At 62.5% G+C, this 20,583-nt stretch carries 14 protein-coding genes and 1 pseudogene; 9 read left to right on the top strand and 6 right to left on the bottom strand.

Annotation, left to right across the window (positions count from 1 at the left end):
- The first annotated feature begins 144 nt into the window (after nt 1-144).
- Together RFM68_RS10035 and RFM68_RS10030 are read left to right on the top strand one after the other, a co-directional pair.
- Nucleotides 145-498, top strand: coding sequence for a gamma-butyrobetaine hydroxylase family protein (locus RFM68_RS10035; protein ID WP_041006636.1), 354 nt, complete (start codon nt 145-147; stop codon nt 496-498).
- Between the two features lie 92 nt (nt 499-590).
- On the top strand, nt 591-1,202 hold the full coding sequence (locus tag RFM68_RS10030) for a pyridoxamine 5'-phosphate oxidase family protein (protein WP_320232577.1): 612 nt from the start codon (nt 591-593) through the stop codon (nt 1,200-1,202).
- 13 nt (nt 1,203-1,215) lie between these two features.
- Here RFM68_RS10030 and RFM68_RS10025 read toward each other — a convergent pair whose 3' ends face one another.
- Complete coding sequence (locus RFM68_RS10025) at nt 1,216-1,668, bottom strand: MarR family winged helix-turn-helix transcriptional regulator (protein WP_320232576.1); 453 nt, start codon at nt 1,666-1,668, stop codon at nt 1,216-1,218.
- A gap of 47 nt (nt 1,669-1,715) precedes the next feature.
- Here RFM68_RS10025 and RFM68_RS10020 point away from each other — a divergent pair, with 47 nt between their 5' ends.
- Entirely contained in the window at nt 1,716-2,624 is a 909-nt protein-coding gene (locus tag RFM68_RS10020) for an alpha/beta hydrolase (RefSeq protein ID WP_320232809.1), read from the top strand.
- 54 nt (nt 2,625-2,678) lie between these two features.
- Here RFM68_RS10020 and plsY read toward each other — a convergent pair.
- Together plsY and RFM68_RS10010 are read right to left on the bottom strand one after the other, a co-directional pair.
- Nucleotides 2,679-3,326: pseudogene (gene plsY, locus RFM68_RS10015) on the bottom strand (glycerol-3-phosphate 1-O-acyltransferase PlsY); the annotation flags it as partial.
- A gap of 36 nt (nt 3,327-3,362) precedes the next feature.
- Nucleotides 3,363-3,764 (bottom strand): rhodanese-like domain-containing protein, encoded by a 402-nt coding sequence (locus RFM68_RS10010; protein ID WP_320232575.1) that lies wholly within the window; start codon nt 3,762-3,764, stop codon nt 3,363-3,365.
- Between the two features lie 404 nt (nt 3,765-4,168).
- Between RFM68_RS10010 and RFM68_RS10005 the strand changes: the two genes are divergently transcribed.
- Nucleotides 4,169-6,046, top strand: a complete 1,878-nt coding sequence (locus tag RFM68_RS10005) for a L,D-transpeptidase family protein (protein ID WP_320232574.1) — start codon at nt 4,169-4,171, stop codon at nt 6,044-6,046.
- Here the strand turns inward: RFM68_RS10005 and RFM68_RS10000 are convergent.
- On the bottom strand, nt 6,038-6,508 hold the full coding sequence (locus RFM68_RS10000) for a hypothetical protein (protein WP_430694839.1): 471 nt from the start codon (nt 6,506-6,508) through the stop codon (nt 6,038-6,040). The two genes, RFM68_RS10005 and RFM68_RS10000, sit on opposite strands and share 9 nt — an antisense overlap.
- Before the next feature lie 207 nt (nt 6,509-6,715).
- Complete coding sequence (locus tag RFM68_RS09995) at nt 6,716-6,973, bottom strand: PepSY domain-containing protein (RefSeq protein WP_320232572.1); 258 nt, start codon at nt 6,971-6,973, stop codon at nt 6,716-6,718.
- A gap of 466 nt (nt 6,974-7,439) precedes the next feature.
- On the opposite strand from RFM68_RS09995, the gene RFM68_RS09990 reads away from it, so the two are divergent.
- Together RFM68_RS09990 and RFM68_RS09985 are read left to right on the top strand one after the other, a co-directional pair.
- Entirely contained in the window at nt 7,440-9,221 is a 1,782-nt protein-coding gene (locus RFM68_RS09990; protein WP_320232571.1) for an adenylate/guanylate cyclase domain-containing protein, read from the top strand.
- A gap of 119 nt (nt 9,222-9,340) precedes the next feature.
- Nucleotides 9,341-13,645, top strand: a complete 4,305-nt coding sequence (locus tag RFM68_RS09985) for a cytochrome P450 (RefSeq protein ID WP_320232570.1) — start codon at nt 9,341-9,343, stop codon at nt 13,643-13,645.
- A gap of 129 nt (nt 13,646-13,774) precedes the next feature.
- On the opposite strand, the gene RFM68_RS09980 is transcribed toward RFM68_RS09985, so the two are convergent.
- Nucleotides 13,775-14,458 (bottom strand): Crp/Fnr family transcriptional regulator, encoded by a 684-nt coding sequence (locus RFM68_RS09980; RefSeq protein WP_320232806.1) that lies wholly within the window; start codon nt 14,456-14,458, stop codon nt 13,775-13,777.
- Nucleotides 14,459-15,060: 602 nt separating this feature from the next.
- On the opposite strand from RFM68_RS09980, the gene RFM68_RS09975 reads away from it, so the two are divergent.
- From RFM68_RS09975 to RFM68_RS09965, 3 genes are all read left to right on the top strand, one after another.
- A complete protein-coding gene (locus RFM68_RS09975) occupies nt 15,061-18,750 on the top strand; it encodes a S8 family serine peptidase (protein WP_320232569.1) in 3,690 nt (1,229 codons plus the stop codon).
- On the top strand, nt 18,743-20,254 hold the full coding sequence (locus tag RFM68_RS09970; protein WP_320232568.1) for a ComEC/Rec2 family competence protein: 1,512 nt from the start codon (nt 18,743-18,745) through the stop codon (nt 20,252-20,254). The genes RFM68_RS09975 and RFM68_RS09970 overlap by 8 nt, the downstream gene beginning before the upstream one ends.
- 106 nt (nt 20,255-20,360) lie before the next feature.
- On the top strand, nt 20,361-20,531 hold the full coding sequence (locus tag RFM68_RS09965; RefSeq protein ID WP_181164840.1) for a hypothetical protein: 171 nt from the start codon (nt 20,361-20,363) through the stop codon (nt 20,529-20,531).
- Nucleotides 20,532-20,583 lie beyond the last annotated feature (52 nt).

The following is a 20,583-nucleotide window of genomic DNA, read 5'->3' as shown; positions in this document are numbered from 1 at the left end:
ACATCCCCCGACCGACATCGCGTGTCGGCTGCCCATGTCGTTGTCCCAGAACCGTTGCACACTTCCGGGCGACATGCATCAGCATGATCTTTTCGGATCGTGCGAAGCGGCGTAGGGAAGGGCGCAACCCAGACAGGACCAGTCATGACCGCGCCAAAGGAACTCAGGGTCTCGAAGGACCGCAAGCTGCTGACCGTGACCTTTCCAGGCCATCAGCCGTTCGAATTACCGGCGGAGCTCCTGCGCGTGGCCTCGCCATCGGCGGAAGTGCAAGGCCATTCGCCGGAGCAACGGGTGACGGTTCCTGGCAAGCGCAATGTCGCGATCCTCAAGATCGAGCCGGTCGGCAACTACGCGGTGCGCATCACCTTCGACGATTTCCACGACACCGGTATCTTCACCTGGAACTACCTGCATACGCTCGGCCACGAAAAGGACGAGCGCTGGAACGCCTATCTTGCCGAGCTGGCCGAGAAGGGGCTGAGCCGGGACCGTTAGCCCGGTTGCAGGAAGTTTCAATCTCGTCGGCCGGTTGTCGTCAAAACGTCATGGGCGTGGCGTAGCGCCGGTAAAGGTTCGGAGAACGAAAAATGCCGCTCATCACATCCGTCGAACAGCTCGAGGCCCTCTATGGGCTGCCGGGCGAGGCCTCGGTCGTCAAGGAACTCGACCATGTGATTCCCGAATATGCCGCCTTCATCGAAGCCTCGCCCTTTGTGGCGCTGGCGACCAGCGGACCGGAGGGGCTCGATTGCTCGCCGCGCGGCGATCTCGCCGGCTTCGTGCGGATCGTCGATGAAAAAACGCTGATGATGCCGGACAGGCGCGGCAACAACCGTGCTGATTCGCTGAAGAACATCATTCGCGACCCGCATGTCGGGCTGTTGTTTCTGGTTCCAGGCTCTGGCACCACGCTGCGCGTCAACGGCCGCGCGCATATCACAACCGACGCCGGGCTTTGCGCTTCCTTCATGGTCGACGGCAAGCCAGCTCGCTCGGTCACCGTCATCGATGTCGACACCGTCTATTTCCAGTGCGCCCGCGCCATCGTGCGCTCCGAGCTCTGGAATCCGGCCAGGCAAGTCGATCCCAAGTCGCTGCCGACGCCCGGCCAAATCCTTGAGGTCACCAGCCGCAAGACCATCGACGCGGAAACCTACGACAAGGAATGGCCGGAGCGGGCGAAGAAGACGATGTGGTGACTGGAAGCCTGGCTCACGCTTCCTTCAGAACATCAGCGATCTTGCGCATCTGCTCGCCGATCATGTCGCACTGTTCGGGCGTCGACTGGCTCATCGCCTTCTCGATCAGTGCCATGTGCACTTTCAGTGCCCGCATCAGCAGCACTTCGCCGGCCTCGGTGAGGTTCAGCCGCAGCACCCGTTTGTCCTTCTCGTCGCCTTCGCGGCGCAGCAGGCCGCGCGCCTCGAGCTGCGGCAGGAGCATAGTGATGTTGGAGCGGCCGACCAAGAGCTTGCGGGCAAGGTCGTGCTGCGACATGCCTGGATGACGGTAGAGGTTCATCAGCACATCGAGCTGCGCCGGCTTGAGGTCGAGCGGGGCAAGCTTCACCGCCAGCGTGCGCTCAAGCACATGGCAGGCGCGCGCCACCGCAACCCAGTTGCGGAAGCGAGGATTGTCCCAGGGCAGCTCTTGCTTAATGTTCATGTTTGAACTATTATGTTCATGCTTGAACGAATGGATGGACTGCCAATATGGCATCATTTGGAATGAAGGTCATCCGGGGGGTTTTTGGCGCGGCCGAGCATGTTGCGCCGCGTCTCAGCGGCCGCGCCGCGTTCGAATTGTTCTGCCGCACACCGAACGTCAAGGCCTTGAGCGATGGCGAACGCCGCGCCGTTGAGCGCGCGGCTGGCTTCATGGCCGAGGCGCGTCACCACAGGCTCAAGACGAAGAGAGATTGCGTCGCTGTGCATGAATTCCGGCCGGAGCCGGGCGGGGAGGTCCGCGGGACGGTGCTCGTCATCCATGGCTGGCGTTCGCGCACCGAATATATGCGCACGCTGATCGAAGGCTTTCGTCGCGCCGGCTACAAGGTCGTTTCGCTCGACCTGCCCGGGCACGGCCATTCGCTCGGCCGCCATCTCAACATGGTGAATGCGGTGGACGCGGCGCGCGTCGCAGGCGAATGGTTTGGTCCCTTTGACGCCGTTGTCGGCCATTCCTTCGGCGGCGCGATTGCCGCCAATGCCGTTGCGGCATCGGTCAAGGGCATGCCGCGGCTTGCGGCGCAAAAGCTGGTGCTGATCGCCGCGCCGAGTTCGCTGCCGGCAATTTTCGACGATTTCAGCCGCATGATGAATGTCGGGCCGCGTTCCAGGGTGGCCATGGCGGATCGGGTAAAACATCTCTCGGGCCGGCCGCTCGCCGAATTCACCGGCGATCGCCAGCTGGCCGAGGCGCCGGTGCCGACGCTGATCATCCACGCGCCGGACGATCGCGAGGTCCATGCCGATCATGCAAAGCGTTACGCGGACGCCGGCGAGCACGTCCACCTGCATTGGGCCGACGGGCTTGGCCACCGCCGTATCCTCGCCGACAGGGATGTCGTTGCGCATGCGGTCGGCTTCGTGACAGGGCAGCGGGAATCGACGCTGCACTAGGGTGCGAGTCGCGCGCCAGATTTGCGAACCTGCTTTCGATCCCGGGCTGCCGTGGCCAAGGCGTGGCTCTGACCCGGCCAGCAGCCGCCGAATGTTGGCGCGATGGCGCGCAATCACGTAGAGGCTGCCCGCGATCACCAGCAATCGATAGGGCAACGGTTGCTCCAGCCCGCAGACAAGCGCGACCGCCGCCAATGCCGCCAGCATCGAGCTGAAAGAAACAATTCGGAAAAGAGCGAGCGTGATTGCAAATGCCGCCGCGGCCCCCAACCCTACCGGCCAGGACATCGCCAGCAGTACGCCCAGGCCCGTCGCGGCGGATTTTCCGCCTGTAAAATTCAGCCAGATCGACCGGCCATGCCCCAGCAAGACGGCAAGTCCGGCCAGGCAAACAGCCCAAGGCACCAAGGTTTGCAGGCCAAGCGCTGTCGGCGGTGCGGCGGACGATATCGTGTAGCACAAGGGATAAAACCAGCGGGCAAAGATGATCGCCGCCACGCCTTTCAGCACATCGACAATCAGCACCGCCAGCGCGGGCCATTTGCCCAAGGTTCTGAGCACGTTCGTCGCGCCGGTGGATTTGGAGCCGTGCTGCCGTATGTCGATGCCCTTGAGCAGTCTGCCGGCGAGATAGCCGGATGGCGTGGAACCGAGCAGATAGGCGATCGCCAATCCGACCGCGCTCGCTATCCAGAAAACCATGGGATCGACCGATTCAAGGCGTTGCGGAAACTGTGATCAGTCTGCTTTCTTTTTCTGCCCGGGCTCGACAGGCAGGCCAGCCGCCTTCCAGGCGGTGTAGCCGCCAAGGATGTGCTTGACCGGCGTCAGGCCCATGTCCTGCGCCGTCTTGGTGGCTAAAGCCGAGCGCCAGCCGCCGGCGCAGAAGAAGACGAAGGTCTTGCCCGAGCCGAAGAACGGCTTGTGGTAGGGGCTTTCGGGATCGATCCAGAATTCCAGCATGCCGCGCGTCACGTGCCTGGCGCCGGGGATCTTGCCGTCGCGCTCGACCTCGCGAGGATCGCGCAGGTCGACGAAGATCGTGCCGTCATCCTCCAGCAGCCCGGCCGCTTCCTCGGGCGAGACGACCTCGATCTCGGCATTCGCCTCGTCGAGAAGCTGGCGATAACCTTTCTTCACGGCAAGTCCTCCCGGCCACGCTTGCTGAGGCCGCCGGAATTTCGATCACAAAGACCGCTGTTTGTCACGTCTTGGCCATTGCCGCACAGGTGGCCGTCGAATCCGCCAGTGATTTGTGCTTGACGACGGTCCACTCGAAACGCAGTCCGCGTACCTATGTAACTTCTTTGCCCTACGGCAACGCTACGCCTGATTGTCCCCCGGGTGTCGGAACACTTGGAACGGCCCGCTCGTTTAAGTCTCACGGTGATGTGAAACCGTTCTGCAACACGGCTTCGAAAATTTATGGAAGCTTAACGAAATCAGTATGAATCGGTATAGTCACGTCATACATCCGCCATGCGGAGGGCGGGACCGTCCAGCGGCGCGGAACGGGAACCGGTTTCAACCGGTGCGGGTGAAGCATGAAAGTCCTCGGGAACAGAAAAGCCGTCATGCCGATCGCGATCGCGGCGACGCTTGCCTTCGGGCAACAGCCGGCAAGCGCGCAAGGGCTGTTCGACATGCTGTTCGGCGGCGGCGTCCGGCACAACCCGCAGGGCGAATTCCCACCACCGCCGAAGCCACGCAAGATACGGCCGGCCGGAGAGGACGGTGGCGGCGTCAGGATCAGCAGCCCGACCTACAACACTTACAGGGCCGACAAGCTTGTGCGCGTCGACTTCAAGTCGCTGCTGCCGGCGCCGCAGCCAGCAACCGCGCAGGATGCCGCCTTCGTGCCGTCCGTGACGAGCAATAGTTTTCGCGATGCCGTGGCCGGCTTGAGCGATTACGAGCTGTTCGCCGAGCCCGACATCGCCAAGGCGTTGATTGCGTATTATTCGGCCAATCCGGATTTCATCTGGGTGAGCGACAATGCCCCCAACGGCAGGGCGCAGGATGCGGTGCGCGTGTTGGGCGAGGCGGCGAGTTACGGCCTGGCACCGGCCGACTACTCCGTCGACATTCCGGCTGCCGCGCCTTCCGCCACACCGGAAGAGCGGACCAAGGAACTGGTCCGCTTCGAGATGGCGCTGTCGGCGCGCGTGCTGCGCTATGCCCATGATGCCCAGAGCGGCCGCGTCGACCCCAACCGGATGACCGGCTATTATGATTTTCCGGCCAAGCCGTTCGATCTGGAAGGCGCGCTGAAGACGCTGGCGCACACCCAGGAGGTCCGCACCTATCTCGAATCGCGGCATCCGCAGAACGCGGAATACCAGGCGCTGCGCGTCGAGCTGGAAGCACTCGAGGCGAGCGAGGAAAACGAGATTGTCGTCGATCCCAAGCTGCTGCTGAAACCAGGCGAGAGCAGCCCGGAGCTGCCGAAGCTGCTGACCCTTATTTCCCGCAATCTCGATGACGAGATGGGCGGCAACTTTGGCGAAGTGCTTGCCAGGCTGGGCAAGAGCGAGCTCTACGATCCCGAACTGGTGCCGGTGATCAAAGCGGTGCAGCAGCGGGAAGGCATGAAGGGCGACGGCGTTATCGGCCCGCGCACGGTGGCTTCGCTGGCCGGCGCGTCCAAGGCCGACAAGATCGAGAAGGTCAAGGTCGCGCTCGAAGAACTGCGCTGGATGCCATCGGATCTCGGCAGCCCCCGCGTCTTCATCAACCAGCCGGCCTTTACAGCCAGCTATATCGACAACGGCGAGGAGAAGCTGAAGACCCGCGCGGTCATCGGCAGGACCACCAACCAGACCGCCTTCTTCTACAACCAGATCAAGCAGGTCGACTTCCATCCCTATTGGGGCGTGCCGCAGTCGATCATCGTCAACGAGATGCTGCCGAGATTGCGCAGCGACCCGGGCTATCTCGACCGCGCCGGCTATGAAGTGACGGATTCACGCGGCAAGCGCATTCCGTCCTCAGCGGTCAATTGGGGTGCCTATGGCGCCAACATCCCGTTCAGCGTTCGCCAGCAGCCAAGCGAGGCCAATGCGTTGGGCGAGTTGAAGATACTATTCCCCAACAAGCATGCCATCTACATGCATGACACGCCGCAGAAGTCGTTCTTCGCGCGCGACATGCGGGCGCTCAGCCATGGCTGCGTCCGGCTGCAGGATCCGCGCGGCATGGCCGCCGCCGTGCTCGGCACCTCCGTCGACGATATCGCCGAGAAGCTCAAGCACGGCCATTCGACGGAGAATGTCACGCGCGTCATCCCGGTCTATGTCGCCTATTTCACCGCATGGCCGGACATGTCCGGCAAGGTCGGGTATTTCGACGACGTCTATGATCGCGATTCCAAGCTGATGCAGGCGCTCGACGCGGCCGAAGCGGCGCGCACGCCGTCAAGCTGAGCGGTTGATGAACGGCCGGCGGAAGCCGGCGTCGCGCCCGGCGATCAGCCAGTAGATCAAGCCGGCCACGAGGCCGGCACCGACGATGATGCCCATGTCGGCCCAGCGTTCGGGATCACCGGCCGCGTCGGGCCAGATCAGCATGAAACCGGCTGCCGCGGCGGCCGCGCCGAATAGCATATGCAGCCAAAAGCTTCGCAGCGAAAAGAACTCGGCGATCAGGGCGAAGACCAGCGTCTGCATCCCCGTCAGAATGATCGTCAGGAAGTAGACGAACATGCCGAGCGGCGGCACCACCAGCAGGGCAACCGGCGTGAGTTCCATAAGACCGAAGTAACCCGGCGCGTTGGGCAGCGAGCTCAATATCGCGTAGATCACCACCACCGAGATCAACCCGACAAGCACCGCGACCAGATAGCCGACGAGCACCATCAGGACGCGCTTCAGGACGTGGCCGATCATTGCCATGCACCCCCGTGCCCGCAATCACGGCGGGCAGTCAGCCACCAAAGTTGTGTGGATGCAAGCGTTGCTGTGCCGCTCAGAGCTCGGCGCAACAGCTCTCAGGCAGCACCGCGCGCAGATGCTGGGGAGTGGAAAGGCCCACTTATCTTCGCCGGCTAGATCGTAAGCCGAGCGGAATGGCCGAGCCGAGTAAGCGAGTGCGGCCTATTTGGATTCGCCGGTCACGGGATCGTAGGTAATTTGGACCTTGGCCTTATCCGTCGTGTAGTAGGTGACGGTGTAGCCGTCGCTATCCCAGTCGATCTCCTTCACATAGCGGAAGTCCTTGCGCTGCTCGACCTTGGCGATGATTTCCGAGAGCTTCTTGGCATTTTGCGGCGGCAATGGCTGGTCGTCCGCCGCGAAGGCCGGTCCGCCGGCAAGGATTGCCGCGATACCGGTTGCCAAAACAACAGTGCGCATGAGAGCTCTCAAATCTCGTGTTGGCCAAATCTCGCGCGCCAAATTTCATGTCGGCGCCAAATTTCATGTCGGCGTAAGTGCCGTCAGAAACTCGCATGCAGGCTTGTTGGTTCCGCAGCGCTAAAATAACGTATTTTGAAGTGCCTGCCTCGATATGGCCGATCTTCACCCGGCAGAAGGCAGTTCAATTTTGCTGGCAGCAAAAGAGCACGTGATTTCAATTGGTAACAGCGTGATGCGGATGTGTCTCGTGAGGTAACGGATGACTAACCATGCGCCCGGACGGAGAGTTCGTCATATTAGCTGTTCGTGGTAGAGCTTTCAGCAAGACCCTGATAGAATTCTGGTCATAACAGGGTGGCAACGACACGCCGGCCTGCCGGGGATTTCCGTCGGCGGGCGGGCACGTGTTTTTTGAGCACAGGTCGCCTGTTCTGGACTGGAAGCGGGGACTGGGGGCTCGATCATGGCTGAACGGAACTATACCCGTCAGCTTGCGACAATCATTTCAATCGATGCCGTGGGGTTCTCTCGGCTGATGGGCATCGACGACGAGTTGGCCGTCGCTGCCTTCGAGGAGAGACGCGACATCATCGCCGGCAGTTGCGGTGCGTTTGGCGGGCGCACGTTCGGCGATGCCGGCGACAGCATCATGGCCGAATTCGGCAATCCGATCGAAGCCTTGCGGGCGGCCTTCGATTTCCAGGCCCGGATCGTGGCGCTGAACGCCGCGGTCGCCGAGGATATGCGCATGCCGTTTCGCGCCGGGATCAACACCGGCGATGTCATTGTCCGCGAAGGCCGTCTCTACGGCGACGACGTGAATATCGCCGCCCGGCTTCAGGAATTCGCGCCGCATGACGGTGTCGCCATCTCGGCGACGACATGGCACCATGTGAAGGACAAGACTGCGGCGGTCTTTACCGATCTCGGCGAGTTCAACCTGAAGAACATCGCCCTGCCGGTGCAGGTCCTGATCGCCGGCCGCGGCAGCAATGGGCCCGTCGCGGCAGCTTCCTTCGCTTCTATCCCTACCGCGCCCGGTCATTACCGGCCGGTCCCCAAGGGCCCCCCGGCAATCGCGGTGCTGCCGTTCCAGGGTAACGGAAGCGAGCCCGACGTCGGCTATATGGCGGACGGTATTGCCGAGGACATCATCTACGGCCTTTCCAACACGCGCTGGCTTTCGGTTATCGCCAAGGGCTCCAGTTTTCAGTTTCGCGACGATGGCCTGGGCACAAGGCTCATCGGCAACGCGCTTGGCGCGCGCTACATCGTCAGCGGCACGATGGCGCGCTACGACAGGCAGATCCGTCTCAACGCGTCGCTCACCGACACGTCGAACGGCCGCCTTGTCTGGTCGCAGCGCTTCGACCGCGACCTCGTCGACATCTTCAGCCTGCGCGACCAGATCGGCAGCGAGATCGTTTCCATCCTCGACAAGGAGGTCGATCGCGCCGAGCAGGCGCGCACTTTCCAGGTGCCGTGGGAGAGCCTCGAAACCTGGCAACTGGTCAGGCGCGGCCGCTGGCACATGAACAGGCGCACGCGTCGCGATACCGAAATCGCCCTAGACTTTTTCGACAAGGGCTATCGGGACGATCCGAATTCAAGCGCCGTGCTGAACGAGCTCGCTTGGTGGTATTTCTGGCGGGCCTGGCTGCGTTTCGGCGACAGCGACGATCTAGAAAAAGTCGAGACGCTTGCGCGCAAGGCGCTTCTGATGGACAGCCTCGACGCGCGCCCGCATGCCTATCTCGGCGCCGCCGACATCATGCGCGGACTGCCGGCATTGGCGGCCGAGCATCTCGCTGAGGCGATCCACATCAATCCGAGCTTCGCCTTCGCCCGCTCGGCCATGGGCAGCGCGTATCTGCTGCTTGGCGACGCGACCGGCGCGATACCGTTCTTCCTCGATACCGAGCGGTTGAGCCCGTTCGACCTCTATCGGTTCCACAATCTGGGGGAATTGGCCGCAGCCTATTGCTTCGTCGAGGACTGGCAGGCCGCGATCGCCACCGCCGAGCGCTCGCTTAACCTGTCGCCAAGTTATTTTTACGCCAGATTCCTGAAGATAGGCGCGCTGATGAGAAGCGGCCGGCGCGACGAGGCGGCGCGGGAGCTTGCCATTTTCATGACCAGGCATCCCGATTTTTCCGAGCAGAGGATACGCTGGATACCGTTCGTCGACCCTACCAAGAACAATTTCCTGATCGCCAACTTCGATCAGGCCAAGTCCGCCGCATGATCGCCGGGGCCGACAACAAATGACTGTGAACGAATTCACATACGCCGGACCGATGCAAATCTAGGCCAGATAGATGCCGGCATTTTATCGACGTGGACAGCCGGGGGGCTTGAACGCGCATGATCACATTGAAGTATTTCGCCGCAGTCCGGGCCGCCCAGAAGAGCCAGCGCCCCGTCGCCGAGATGCCGCCATTCGACATCGATCGCCTGCGCTCCAAAGGTGGCATTGCCTCGCGCATCGCCGGCTTTCTTCTCGGCGATCCGCGCTGGTTGCTGGCGCTGCTGCGCCGTTTCTGGCCGAATCTTGGCTTTGGCAATTTCCTGCTCGTCACCAAGGGAGCCGATGTTCGCGACATATTGGAGCGCGGCGACGAGTTCGAGACGCCCTATGGGCCGGAAATGGCCGAACTGGCCCGCGGCTCGAATTTCATTCTGGGCATGCAGGACGGCGCCGCATACCGGCAGATGAAATCGGCGGTGCTGAGCGCTTTCCCGCCGGCGGAAGTCGAAGCCGCCGTCAGGCCGATCGCCGAGCGGCATTCGCGCGATATCACGACCCGCGCCAGTCCTGGCTTCGATGCCATCGCCGGATTGATGAAGATCGTGCCGGTGCGCATCTGCCGCGACTATTTCGGCCTCGAGATCGACGATGAAACCGAATTCGCCGAGTGGTCGATCGCGCTCAGCGCGCTGTTTTTTTCCGATCCGACGGCAAATCCCGTCACGCGCCAGCTTGCGGTGGTCGCCGGCGACCGGCTGATCAAGATCATAGACCGCTCGATCGCCGCGGTCAGGGAAAAGGCAGGCAAGGACGACCGGCCGCTGGCCCGTCTCGTCGCGCTGATGGACCAGGGACGCCTGTCGCTGCCCGACATTCATTCCATTATGCTCGGGATGGTCGCCGGCTTTGTGCCGACCAATGTGCTTGCCGGCAGCAATTGCCTGGATGTGATCCTGTCGCGAACCGATGCGCGGCAGGCCGTGGATGAGGCTGTCGCTGCCGGGGATACCGGGAAGCTCGACCGGGCGATCATGGAAGCCATGCGCTTCAAGCCGATCTGGATCGGCCCTTGGCGCTATACCAGGCGTGACGCGGTCATCGGCAAGGGCACGCGCCGCGAGCGCCTGGTCAAGGCCGGAACGGTGGTGATGCCGGCGACGCTGTCAGCCATGTTCGATCCGGAGATCGTGCAGCGGCCGAACGAGTTCGATACATCGCGCCCGCACCGCGACTACATGGTTTTCGGTCACGGCATCCATCTGTGCATCGGCGCCGAGATCGCCCGCATCCAGATCGGCGAATGCATTCGCGCCCTGTTCGGCAAACCGAAGCTTTCCCGCGCGCGGGGCAAGGCGGGCAAGCTGGTCGATGTCGGCGCTTATCCGGCAAATCTCAAGGTCGATTTCGAACGCTCGGCGCTTTGCCGCACCGCCGACCAGTCGATGGTGACGGTGGTCTGCCCGATCACCCGCCCGATGCCGCTTGATGCCGTGCGCGACAAGGTCGCCGACCTCGGCAATCCCGCGGCCGGCGAACTGCGCGGCGCACTCGACAAGGTCGGCACTATTCATTTCACCAGCCTGGCCGTCGCTCCGACAGGCAAGGACAAGAAATCAGGGCTCGAGACCGGCGCGCTGGTGTTCGAAATCTCTGGCGACGGCAGCACCGACGATGTCATTGCAGCCATCGCGCAATCAATCGGTGACCGGCTGCGGCCGATCTTCAGGGATGTCTGCGGCCTACCCGATGGCGGCTCGCTGGAGGACTTCCTGAAGAGGAACCACATCGAGATATCGCCGTCCTTCGGCAGCGCCGCGGGGTTGGTTTTCGCTGGCACGCCGGGACATTCCGTGCGCCGCATCCTTGCCGAGCAGGAGCTTGCCGAAGCCGTACGCGGTATCGTCGAGCGGCCCCGAAAGGGTATCGGCGACGCTCGGGCGGTGCTCGCCGAAGCCCGCGAGCATGTCCGTTCGCTGGGAAGATTCGCCTGGGCGTTCGAGCCGGCCGAGAGCCTGCTCGAGAAACCGCCGGGCAAGTGGCGGTATGCCTTCACCTCGACGCTTTTCACGCCAGCCGTGTTTGTGGGCGTCGTGGCGGTCTGGCTCTTCTTCGCTTGGCTGACCTATGTGACGGTGTTCAATGACCCGCCTTGGTGGACTTTCCGGACCATCTTTATCGTCGGCGCCTCGCTGATTTTGAGCGCGCTTGGCATTCTGTCGTCCGTAGGTTTGCTGCTGGGACTCTGCTTCTGGGCGCTGCGGCGTCTCGAAGACAGCGACAAACCGGAGACTAACTCGATCGAGATATCCGTGCTGAAGGAAATCCTAGCCAGGGAGGATCACGGGGCGCAAAACAATCTGACCGCGATCTCGACGATGAAGCCCGGCATCCTGAGGCGGTCGGCGCTCAGGCTCTCTTTTTATCTGATCTCGATCTCGGCGCAAAAAGTGTTCAAGCCGGGCTTTCTCAACACCATCAACACTATCCATTTCGCCCGATGGGTATTGCTGCCCGGCACCAACAAGCTGATGTTCTTCTCCAACTATGGCGGGAGCTGGGAAAGCTATCTGGAGGACTTCATCGCCAAGGCATCTGAGGGCCTGACCGGTGTGTGGAGCAACGCCGTTGGCTATCCGCGCACGCGCTGGCTGTTCCTCGATGGCGCGCGCGACGGCGACCGCTTCAAGCGCTGGGCGCGCCGCCAGCAAGTGCCGACACTCTTCTGGTATTCGGCCTATCGCGACATCAACACCGTTCGCATCCGGAACAATTCGCGCATCAGGCGCGGCATCGCTTCCGCAACTGGCAACGAGGCGCGCGACTGGTTAAGCCTGTTCGGTTCGCTGCCGCGCCCGATGACGGAAAGAACCGCCGTTCAAAAGACCACCTCGATTCTGGCGAATGTTAGTTCAGCCTTTCCGCCGCCTCTCGAACAGCAGCTGGAAACTGGCGAGATCCAGTCCATCTTCTTTGGTCCGTTCGGCCCGCTTGGCTATGGCCATATGATAGCAATCCAAGTGCCGGAGAAACTTCCTCGAGCCAAACGCAAGGCTTGGCTGGCCTTCGTCGTCGAACAGACCAGTTTCGGCGATGGCAAGCCGGTCAACCGAGCCATGACAGTGGCCTTCGGCCCTGGTGGTTTGCGGCAGTTGGGGCTCAACGAAGGCATTGATGACGATCCGCTGGATACTTTCCCGATCGCCTTCCGCCACGGCATGGGCAATCCCGAGCGCCGGCGAATCCTGGACGATATGGGCAGCGGCGGATCCGACAAATGGGAGTGGGGCTCGCAGCGCAAGCCGGTCGACGCAGTTGTCGTGTGCTACGCAAAGACGCCAGCCATCCTGAAGAACGAGGTCGCCGCCGTGAAGAAAAAGACGGCAGAGGCCGGAATGAACGTCGCCGCCGAACTGCCGCTCATTGTGAAGCGCGAACCGGGCGAAGCGGAAGCAAAAGCAGCCCAGACCGCCGAACACAACGGCAAGCAAAGGCGTCCGCCGGCCTATGAGCATTTCGGATTTGCTGACGGCATATCGCAGCCGATCGTACGGGGAACGGCGCGGGCCAACAAGGTTGCCGCGCCCATGCATCTGGTCGAGCCCGGCGAGTTCCTGTTCGGCTATCGCGACGAGCATGGTTTCTATCCGGCCTCGCCCTCGGTGAGCGCCACACGCGATCAGAACAGGATCCTGTCGCAGGTGCGCCGCAGCCGACTGATTCCCGGCCTGCCTCCGCCGCCGCGGGACTTCGGCCGCAACGGCTCGTTTCTTGTCGTGCGCCAATTCGAGCAGCATGTCGGCATCTTCAAGAAATACTGCGAAGAGGCCGCCGCACGTGCGGCGAGCGAAACCGGCAATGACAGCATCACCCGAGAGTGGGTTGCCGCTAAGATGGTCGGCCGCTGGCAGAACGGCAGTTCGCTGGTGCGCAATCCCGATCATCCCGGACGTGCCGCCGACAATGACTTTGCGCTCGGTGCCGAGGATTCTCAGGGCCACGCCTGTCCGCTTGGCGCGCACATACGCCGGTCCAATCCGCGCGATTCGCTTGGCGAGGATCGCGAGACACAGATCCAGATCGGCAAGCGTCACCGCATGCTGCGTGTGGGCCGTACCTATGAAAAGAAGGACAGGGGCGGGAAGGTCGAGAAGGGATTGCTCTTCATGTGCCTCAACGCCGACATCGAGCGTCAGTACGAATTTGTCCAGCAGACCTGGGTCTCGTCGACGTCATTCGAGGGCCTTGTCGGTGAGAAGGATCCGACAATCGGATCGCGCGAAGGCTGCAGCCACTTCACGATCCCGTCGTGGGAGAAGGTCACTGTGCTTAAGGAAGTCCCGCAGTTTGTCACCACGAAAGGCGGCGGCTATTTCTTCATGCCGAGCCGCTCCTCGCTGCGCTACCTGATCTCACGGCTCTGATTGGGGCGCTCAAAGCGGCTCGCCGTTTCATGGGAACGACGAACCGCTTTGTTGTTTCAGTGCAATTCCGACGGAAGGCTACGGCGAAGTCGCCGAGCCCGCTACGGCGAAGTCGCCGAGCTTGATTGCTCAGTCGTCGTCTTGCGAATCGGCGATCTGGTTCAGCGCGGCGGCATTGGTGATGCGCAGCCCGCCTCGCTTGATGGCGATCATCTGCCGGCCGCGCCAGTCGTTGAGCGTCTTGTTGACCGATTCGCGCGTCGCGCCGAGGAATTCACCGAGTTCGGATTGCGAAATCGGGATCCAGCCGGCCGAGTCGGCCATCACGCCGCTCAGGAACACCAGCCGTTTCGCCAGCCGGGCTTCGATGCCGAAAAAGGCCTGGTCACCCAGCTCGCCGCTGACCCAGCGCAGCCGGGCGCACAGCAATTCGATCATCCCGCGCGCGAGAGGCGGATTTTTCTCAATGCGGTCAAAGAGTTGTGTCCGGCTCAGCGACACCAGCTCGCATGCCGTCAGGCAGATGGCGGTTGCCGTGCGCGGACGCCCGTCCAGCGCCCCGATCTCGCCGACCAGGCTGCGCGACAGCTCGATGTTGGCCACCAGCTTCTGCCCGCCCGGCGAATAGATCGAAATCTCGACGGTGCCGGCCATCACGCCATAAATGCGGTCGGAGGCGTCCTCCTGGACAAACAGGTGCTGACCGGCGGCATAGCGCTCCAGCTTGCAGCCGCCGAACAGCAGGTCGAACTGGCGCGGGTCGATCCGCGCCAGGCGCGGCAGGTTCCTGTCGTCCGCGCCGTTTGTAGCCATGATACGATTCCGCCTCTCGTTAAGCGGAAATTGTAGGACAAGTGCGTGCTCGATCAAAGTGTCGTCTCCTTCTATGGTGGCTGACCGAGTTCGACGGGTGGCTGACATAAGTTCGAATGTCACGCCTGTCGCGTCGAAATGGGGTAAGCCGGCAAACTATCAGGAGACCGGGCGCACTGGCGGGCACGGGCCGATCCTTCGAGAACGCCGTCCGCGCGCTTGGGTGGGAGGTACCCATGCGCGCAGACAGCAAATCTGAAAATGGCTAGGTGATCAAAATTCCTTCTTGAGAAACCGCATCCATTACGGTCCGGAAGCAATCTTGGGACACTGTAGATCAGCTCAAGCCGTTGATGCCGCCGTTGCCACATCTGCGCGCAAACTCTGTTTGGCGTATGTGAAGGTGGTCACAGATGTGCGGGTCGGGCGGAGCGATTGTTATTTTAGTAATGTATGGTCCATGCCTCGATCAATCTTTGCTTCGAAAGACTTTTGGCGTGATTGCCTAGTCGGCAAAGAGATCAATCGAAGTATGGCCGGAACCCTGGCTTGACTGGAGCGAACGGTCGGCGCCATGGTTCTCTCAGGGGGAGGGGAATGCCATGGCAACCGCGAGGGGACTCCTTGTAAAGGTTCGTGGCGACGGCGCGGGGCTCTCGGTGCGAGGCGGCCCGCCGCGGATCGGCGGGATCGAAGCCGAACCGATCCTCTCTCTTCCGCCTGGCGCCGGCGGCGCAAGTCCGGCCGCGGCCGCGGATCGTGGCGCAACCTGGCTGCGGCTGGCGACGGAGGCCGCCGATTCAGACAATCCCTGGGACCACGCCCACGACATTGTCGCGCAGAACCCGGCGCTGGCGGCCGCGGGCGCCGAGGTGCTCGCCATCGAGCCCGATATCCTGCAGCAATGGGATTACAAGGACAGCGGCGGCGATCGCGGCATGGCGGCAACCGCCGCTCCGGCATGCACTTTCGATGAACAGGACCCGAGCGGTGGGCAGGCTACGGTACTGGGCCGGGTCGCCTGGAATGCCGCGCCGGACTTCAGCCAGTTCCTGGCGGCGCGCAACAGAGTGGGCGCCAAGCAAGCCAACATCACCATTGCTCATCTCGACACCGGTTTCGATCCCGGCCACCAGACCCTTCCGTCCGGGCTTCTTAAGGCGCAGCAGCGTAATTTCGTCGACGATGGAACCGGTCCCAACAATGCGACCGACCATGCTCCGGCCGGCACGCTGACCAGCAACCGCGGCCATGGCACCGGCACGCTCAGCCTGCTTGCCGGCAACAAGCTCGACGGCACGTCGCCACACTGGCCGGGCTTCAGCGATTTCGTCGGCGGCGCGCCGCAGGCGAAAATCCTGCCGGTGCGCATCGCCGACTGGGTGGTGCGACTGACCACCGGCACCATGGTGCAAGGCATCGACTATGCGCGCCAGCAGGGCGCGCAGGTGCTGTCGATGAGCATGGGCGGTCTCGCCTCGCAAGCCCTGGTCGACGCCGTCAACCTTGCCTATGAGCACGGCCTGGTCATGGTCACCGCGGCGGGCAATAATTTTACCATTACGCCGAGCAGCATCGTCTATCCCGCGCGCTACAACCGCGTGCTCGCGGCCTGCGGTGTGATGGGCGACGGGCGCGCCTATGCCGGGCTCGCTCTCGGCACCATGCAAGGCAATTACGGGCCGCCCTCGAAAATGGCCACGGCGCTTGGAGCCTACACGCCGAACGTGCCCTGGGCCGAGATCGATTGCCGCAAGATCGTCGACATGGACGGCAGCGGCACTTCGGCCGCGACGCCGCAGATCGCCGCCGCCGCCGCGCTCTGGCTGGCCGAGCATTGGGATGTGGTGAAGAATTATCCGCAACCGTGGATGCGCATCGAGGCGGTGCGCAAGGCGTTGTTCGCCAAGGCCTTGAAATCGACGGCCAAAATGAATGCGGCGGAGACAAGGGAGAAGATCGGGCAAGGCGTGTTGCGCGCTCTCGATACGCTGGACTTCCTGCCGCCGACGGCGGCAAGCCTCACGAAGCTAGCTCCCGCCACCTACACATGGAGCTGGCTGGACTTGCTGACCGGAGGGAATTCATTGGCGGCGCCACCGCCGGCGACACTGCGGCAGCGCATGATGTTTGCGCTGGAACTGACGCAGATGGCGCAGCACACGGTTGCCATCGAACAAGCGATCGCCGACCCGGATGCCGATCCGGACAAGGTCTCGACCGCGGCACGCAACCGCTACCTTGAAGCCGCACTCGACCAGGGCAATCCGTCAAAGCCGCTCAGGGCCTTTCTGGAAGGGTGGCTTGGGCGGCCAGGCGCGACAGCGGTTGCTGCCGCACCCGTCGCGACCCCCAAGCCGGTTGTCAAACGCAAGCCGCGACTGCCGCCACCGCCGCAGCGCCGTTTGCGCATCTATGCGCTGGATCCGTCCATCGCCAAGCAACTGGATTCGGTTTCCGTGTACCGGGCGACGCTCTCCGTACCCTGGGACGACAAACCGTTGACCGAGGCAGCGTTGCGGCCCGGGCCGATCGGCGAATATCTGGAGGTGATCGACGTCGATCCGGCGTCGGATCGGGTCTACGATCCAGTCGACCTCAACGACAAGCAGTTGCTGGCCCAGGACGGGCTGACGCCCTCCGAAGGTAATCCGAAATTCCATCAGCAAATGGTTTATGCGGTCGCCATGACGACGATCGGCCATTTCGAACGGGCGCTCGGTCGGCGCGCGCTTTGGGCGTCGCATTACGCCGATCATCCCGGTCGCCTGGGCGCGATGGAGACGAAGGCCTATTATGTGCCGCGCCTTCGCATCTATCCGCACGCGCTGCGCGCCGAGAATGCCTATTACAGCCCGGAAAAGAAGGCTCTGCTGTTCGGCTACTTTCCGGCAACGGGCAAGGATGGCGATGTCACCACGCCCGGGACGACGGTGTTTTCCTGCCTGTCCAACGACATCGTCGCGCATGAGATGTCGCATGCGCTGCTCGACGGGCTGTATCGCCATTTTCAGGAAGCGTCGAACGCCGACGTGCCGGCCTTTCATGAGGCATTTGCCGACATTGTCGCGCTTTTCCAGCACTTCACGCTCAAGGAACTGGTCAGCTTCACCATCGCCAAGGCAAAGGGAACCCTGTCGGCAGCATCGTTGCTATCGGGCATCGCCAGGCAGTTCGGCGAGGGCAGCGGGATGGCCGGACCGCTGCGCGAATATAGCGGCGCCGACCTGTCCGGCAATCTTGACTACTATACGACCTTCGAAGCGCATGGCCGTGGATCGATCCTGGTGTTTGCGGTCTACAAGGCATTCGAGGCTATCGTCACGCGACGCACCGAGGATCTGATCCAATTGGCCACCGGAGGAACCGGCGTTCTGCCGGCAGGCGTGCTGCACCCCGGCCTTGTCGACCGCCTCACGGATGAAACGACGAAAATCGCGAAACAGATGCTCACCATGTGCATCCGCGCGCTCGACTATTGTCCGGCCGTGGACATCACCTTCGGCGAGTATCTACGCGCCCTGATCACTGCCGATCGCGACGCCTATCCTGACGATCCGCTGCATTATCGCCTGGCGTTCATCGAATCATTCCGCAAGTTGAAGCTTCTACCGCGCGACGTGCGCACCATCTCCGAGGAGACACTGGCGTGGAGCGCGCCCGTCAATGTCGATTCCTCGCCCGACTGGCTGAAGAAATGCCTTCGCGGAATCGATCTCAGCTGGGATCAGGAACTGAAGCGTTCGAAGATTTTCGAGCTCAACGAAACGAACCGCTTTGCCCTCTGGAAGTCGATGCGGGATGCTTTCATCGGGCATCCGGACCGCCTCGAGCAATTCGGCCTGCTTTGCGACCTGCCGCGCTATGACGAAGACGGCGTGATGATGCACGAAGCTAGGAACGGCGAGACGACTTTCGACATCTACGGTGTTCGCCCTACCCGACGCGTGGCGCCCGACGGCTCGTTCCGCATCGAGGTGATTGCCGCCGTTCAACAGCGGGTTCCTGTCGGTCTTGACGGCGCGCTGCTGCTCAAAGGGGTGGCAAAAAAAGGCGACGAATTCTTCTGGTTCCGGGGTGGCGCGACGATCATCATCGATCCGCGCAAGGGGCATGAGGAAATCCGCTACGCAATCATCAAGAACACTGCAAGCGCGGATCGGCGGAAGCGGCAGACCGCGACCGTGACGGCGAATTATCTTTCACCACTCAGGGCGCTCTACTTCGGCGGCGAGACGTCGGAACCCTTCGCGATGTTGCATGCCAGCGACGGAGATGACGACCATGTCTAGAAAGCCAGCGACACGCGCCAAGCCCGAGGCGGCCTCTGCAATTCCGTCCGGGCAGTCGCCGCTTGTCACCGTGCGCCATTACTGCCAAGGCATCGGCGACTGCCATCTGCTGACCTTCAAGACACAGGAGGGCCAGCCTTTTCGCATCCTGATCGATTGCGGCGTCCATGTTTCGATCACGGGTGGCCCGGCGCTCGTCGGCGATATTGTCACGGACCTCAAGAATGAGACAGGAGGCCTCATCGATATCCTCGTCGTTACCCACGAGCATTGGGATCATGTCTCGGGGTTCCTGACCGCGAATGACCTGTTCAAGACCTTCACGATCGGGGAAGTGTGGATGGCCTGGACGGAGAATCCTGCCGATGCCGAGGCGGCGGAACTGGACAAGTTCAAGGGCCAGGCGCTGGCCGCCCTACAAGGCGCTGGGCAGCAGCTTGAGGGGATGCAAGGCCTCAACCCATATATGGAAAGGGTGCGCGACGGATTGCACGCCGTGCTGGGCTTTCAATTCGGCGCCGCAGGCCAGCGCGTGCGCTCGGCCCGCGACGCGGCAGCGAAACTCTGCGCAAAACCGCCACGCTATTTCGAGCCCGGCGGGCCACCGACGTCGATACCGCAACTGCCCGGTCTCCAGATCTACGTGCTCGGTCCGCCGCGCGACAAGGCGGCGTTGCGGCTGGAAGAGCAGGCCGGTGCCATGTTCCCGCTGGCGAGCGGCGGCCCGTTCACCCGGGCCTTGGCTAGCGGCCTCGAGGCGAACGAGACAAGCGACCCCGGCTTTGTCGATGAACTCAGCCCTTTCGATGACAGCATCGGCACCCCGCTCTCGGTGGCTTTGAGCGGAGAGGCCGACGACTCGGCTGTCGACTATGTCCGCAAGCACTATTCGGAGCCGATCGCGCATACCGCGCCGCAGGAAAGTCCGGAGCAGTCCTGGCGGCGCATCGACGCCGATTGGATGGGGATCGCCGCCGACCTGGCCTTGCGGCTCGACCGCGGCGTCAACAACACCAGCCTGGTGCTTGCATTCGAATTCATCGACAGCGGCCGGGTGTTCCTGTTTCCTGGCGACGCGCAGATCGGCAACTGGCTGAGCTGGAAGGACCTGAAATGGCCGGTCGGGCAGAGGACCGTTACATCAGCCGATCTTCTGGCGCGCACCGTCTATCTCAAGGTCGCCCATCACGGCAGCCAGAACGCCACGCCGCAAAAACAAGGCTTCGATCTGCTGACGAGCGCCGACCTGTCGGCCTTCATCCCGACCAACAAGGCCGACGCGGTGAAAGTGCACTGGGGCGAGATGCCATATGACGGCATCCTCACCGCGCTCGAGACAAAGACGAAGGGCCGCGTCATCCGTGCCGATGATGCGTGGCTGGCCGAAAAGAACGGGGAGCCCGCCTTTGCCACGCCGTCCGGTTCGATCCAGGCGGTGCGCAGCGTGCCGCGAGACGCGGCTCGTGGCCTGGGCGGGCTGTGGGTGGAGGTGGATCTGGTCTGAGACGCGCGGACTTTGCCACCGTACTGATTGCGAAAAATCGAAAACCGATCTATGGAGCGATAGGCCGAATGAGGGCGGCCATCCATTTCGATTGATAGGTCGCCCCATGCCCGATGCATTCTCGCGCGTCATCGCCTTCCTTGCCGTGGTCACGGCCCTGCTGTTTGCCGGGCTGCATTTCCATCAAGGCCACATCATCGCCACGCTCTATTTCATGACCGGCGCCATCCTGGTGACGGCCGTGACGCGCATGAATGTGAGGAGGGGGTTGATCTGAAGGACGCAACAATATGCGGTCTGCGTTCCACCTCAAGGACCCGACAACCGTG

Origin of the sequence: Mesorhizobium montanum (assembly GCF_033977145.1) — a bacterium.
Classification (GTDB): domain Bacteria; phylum Pseudomonadota; class Alphaproteobacteria; order Rhizobiales; family Rhizobiaceae; genus Mesorhizobium; species Mesorhizobium montanum.
The sequence above is the reverse complement of the archived record's forward strand: the minus strand, read 5'-3'. Positions and strand labels throughout refer to the sequence as shown.

What these genes read in the sequence shown, in the direction of transcription:
- RFM68_RS10000 (WP_430694839.1), bottom strand. Translation starts at nt 6,508, where the DNA reads ATGATCGGCCACGTCCTGAAGCGCGTCCTGATGGTGCTCGTCGGCTAT.
- RFM68_RS09980 (WP_320232806.1), bottom strand. Translation starts at nt 14,458, where the DNA reads ATGGCTACAAACGGCGCGGACGACAGGAACCTGCCGCGCCTGGCGCGG.
- RFM68_RS09975 (WP_320232569.1), top strand. Translation starts at nt 15,061, where the DNA reads ATGGCAACCGCGAGGGGACTCCTTGTAAAGGTTCGTGGCGACGGCGCG.
- RFM68_RS09995 (WP_320232572.1), bottom strand. Translation starts at nt 6,973, where the DNA reads ATGCGCACTGTTGTTTTGGCAACCGGTATCGCGGCAATCCTTGCCGGC.
- RFM68_RS10025 (WP_320232576.1), bottom strand. Translation starts at nt 1,668, where the DNA reads ATGAACATTAAGCAAGAGCTGCCCTGGGACAATCCTCGCTTCCGCAAC.
- RFM68_RS10005 (WP_320232574.1), top strand. Translation starts at nt 4,169, where the DNA reads ATGAAAGTCCTCGGGAACAGAAAAGCCGTCATGCCGATCGCGATCGCG.
- RFM68_RS09990 (WP_320232571.1), top strand. Translation starts at nt 7,440, where the DNA reads ATGGCTGAACGGAACTATACCCGTCAGCTTGCGACAATCATTTCAATC.
- RFM68_RS10030 (WP_320232577.1), top strand. Translation starts at nt 591, where the DNA reads ATGCCGCTCATCACATCCGTCGAACAGCTCGAGGCCCTCTATGGGCTG.
- RFM68_RS10020 (WP_320232809.1), top strand. Translation starts at nt 1,716, where the DNA reads ATGGCATCATTTGGAATGAAGGTCATCCGGGGGGTTTTTGGCGCGGCC.
- RFM68_RS10035 (WP_041006636.1), top strand. Translation starts at nt 145, where the DNA reads ATGACCGCGCCAAAGGAACTCAGGGTCTCGAAGGACCGCAAGCTGCTG.
- RFM68_RS09985 (WP_320232570.1), top strand. Translation starts at nt 9,341, where the DNA reads ATGATCACATTGAAGTATTTCGCCGCAGTCCGGGCCGCCCAGAAGAGC.
- RFM68_RS09965 (WP_181164840.1), top strand. Translation starts at nt 20,361, where the DNA reads ATGCCCGATGCATTCTCGCGCGTCATCGCCTTCCTTGCCGTGGTCACG.
- RFM68_RS09970 (WP_320232568.1), top strand. Translation starts at nt 18,743, where the DNA reads ATGTCTAGAAAGCCAGCGACACGCGCCAAGCCCGAGGCGGCCTCTGCA.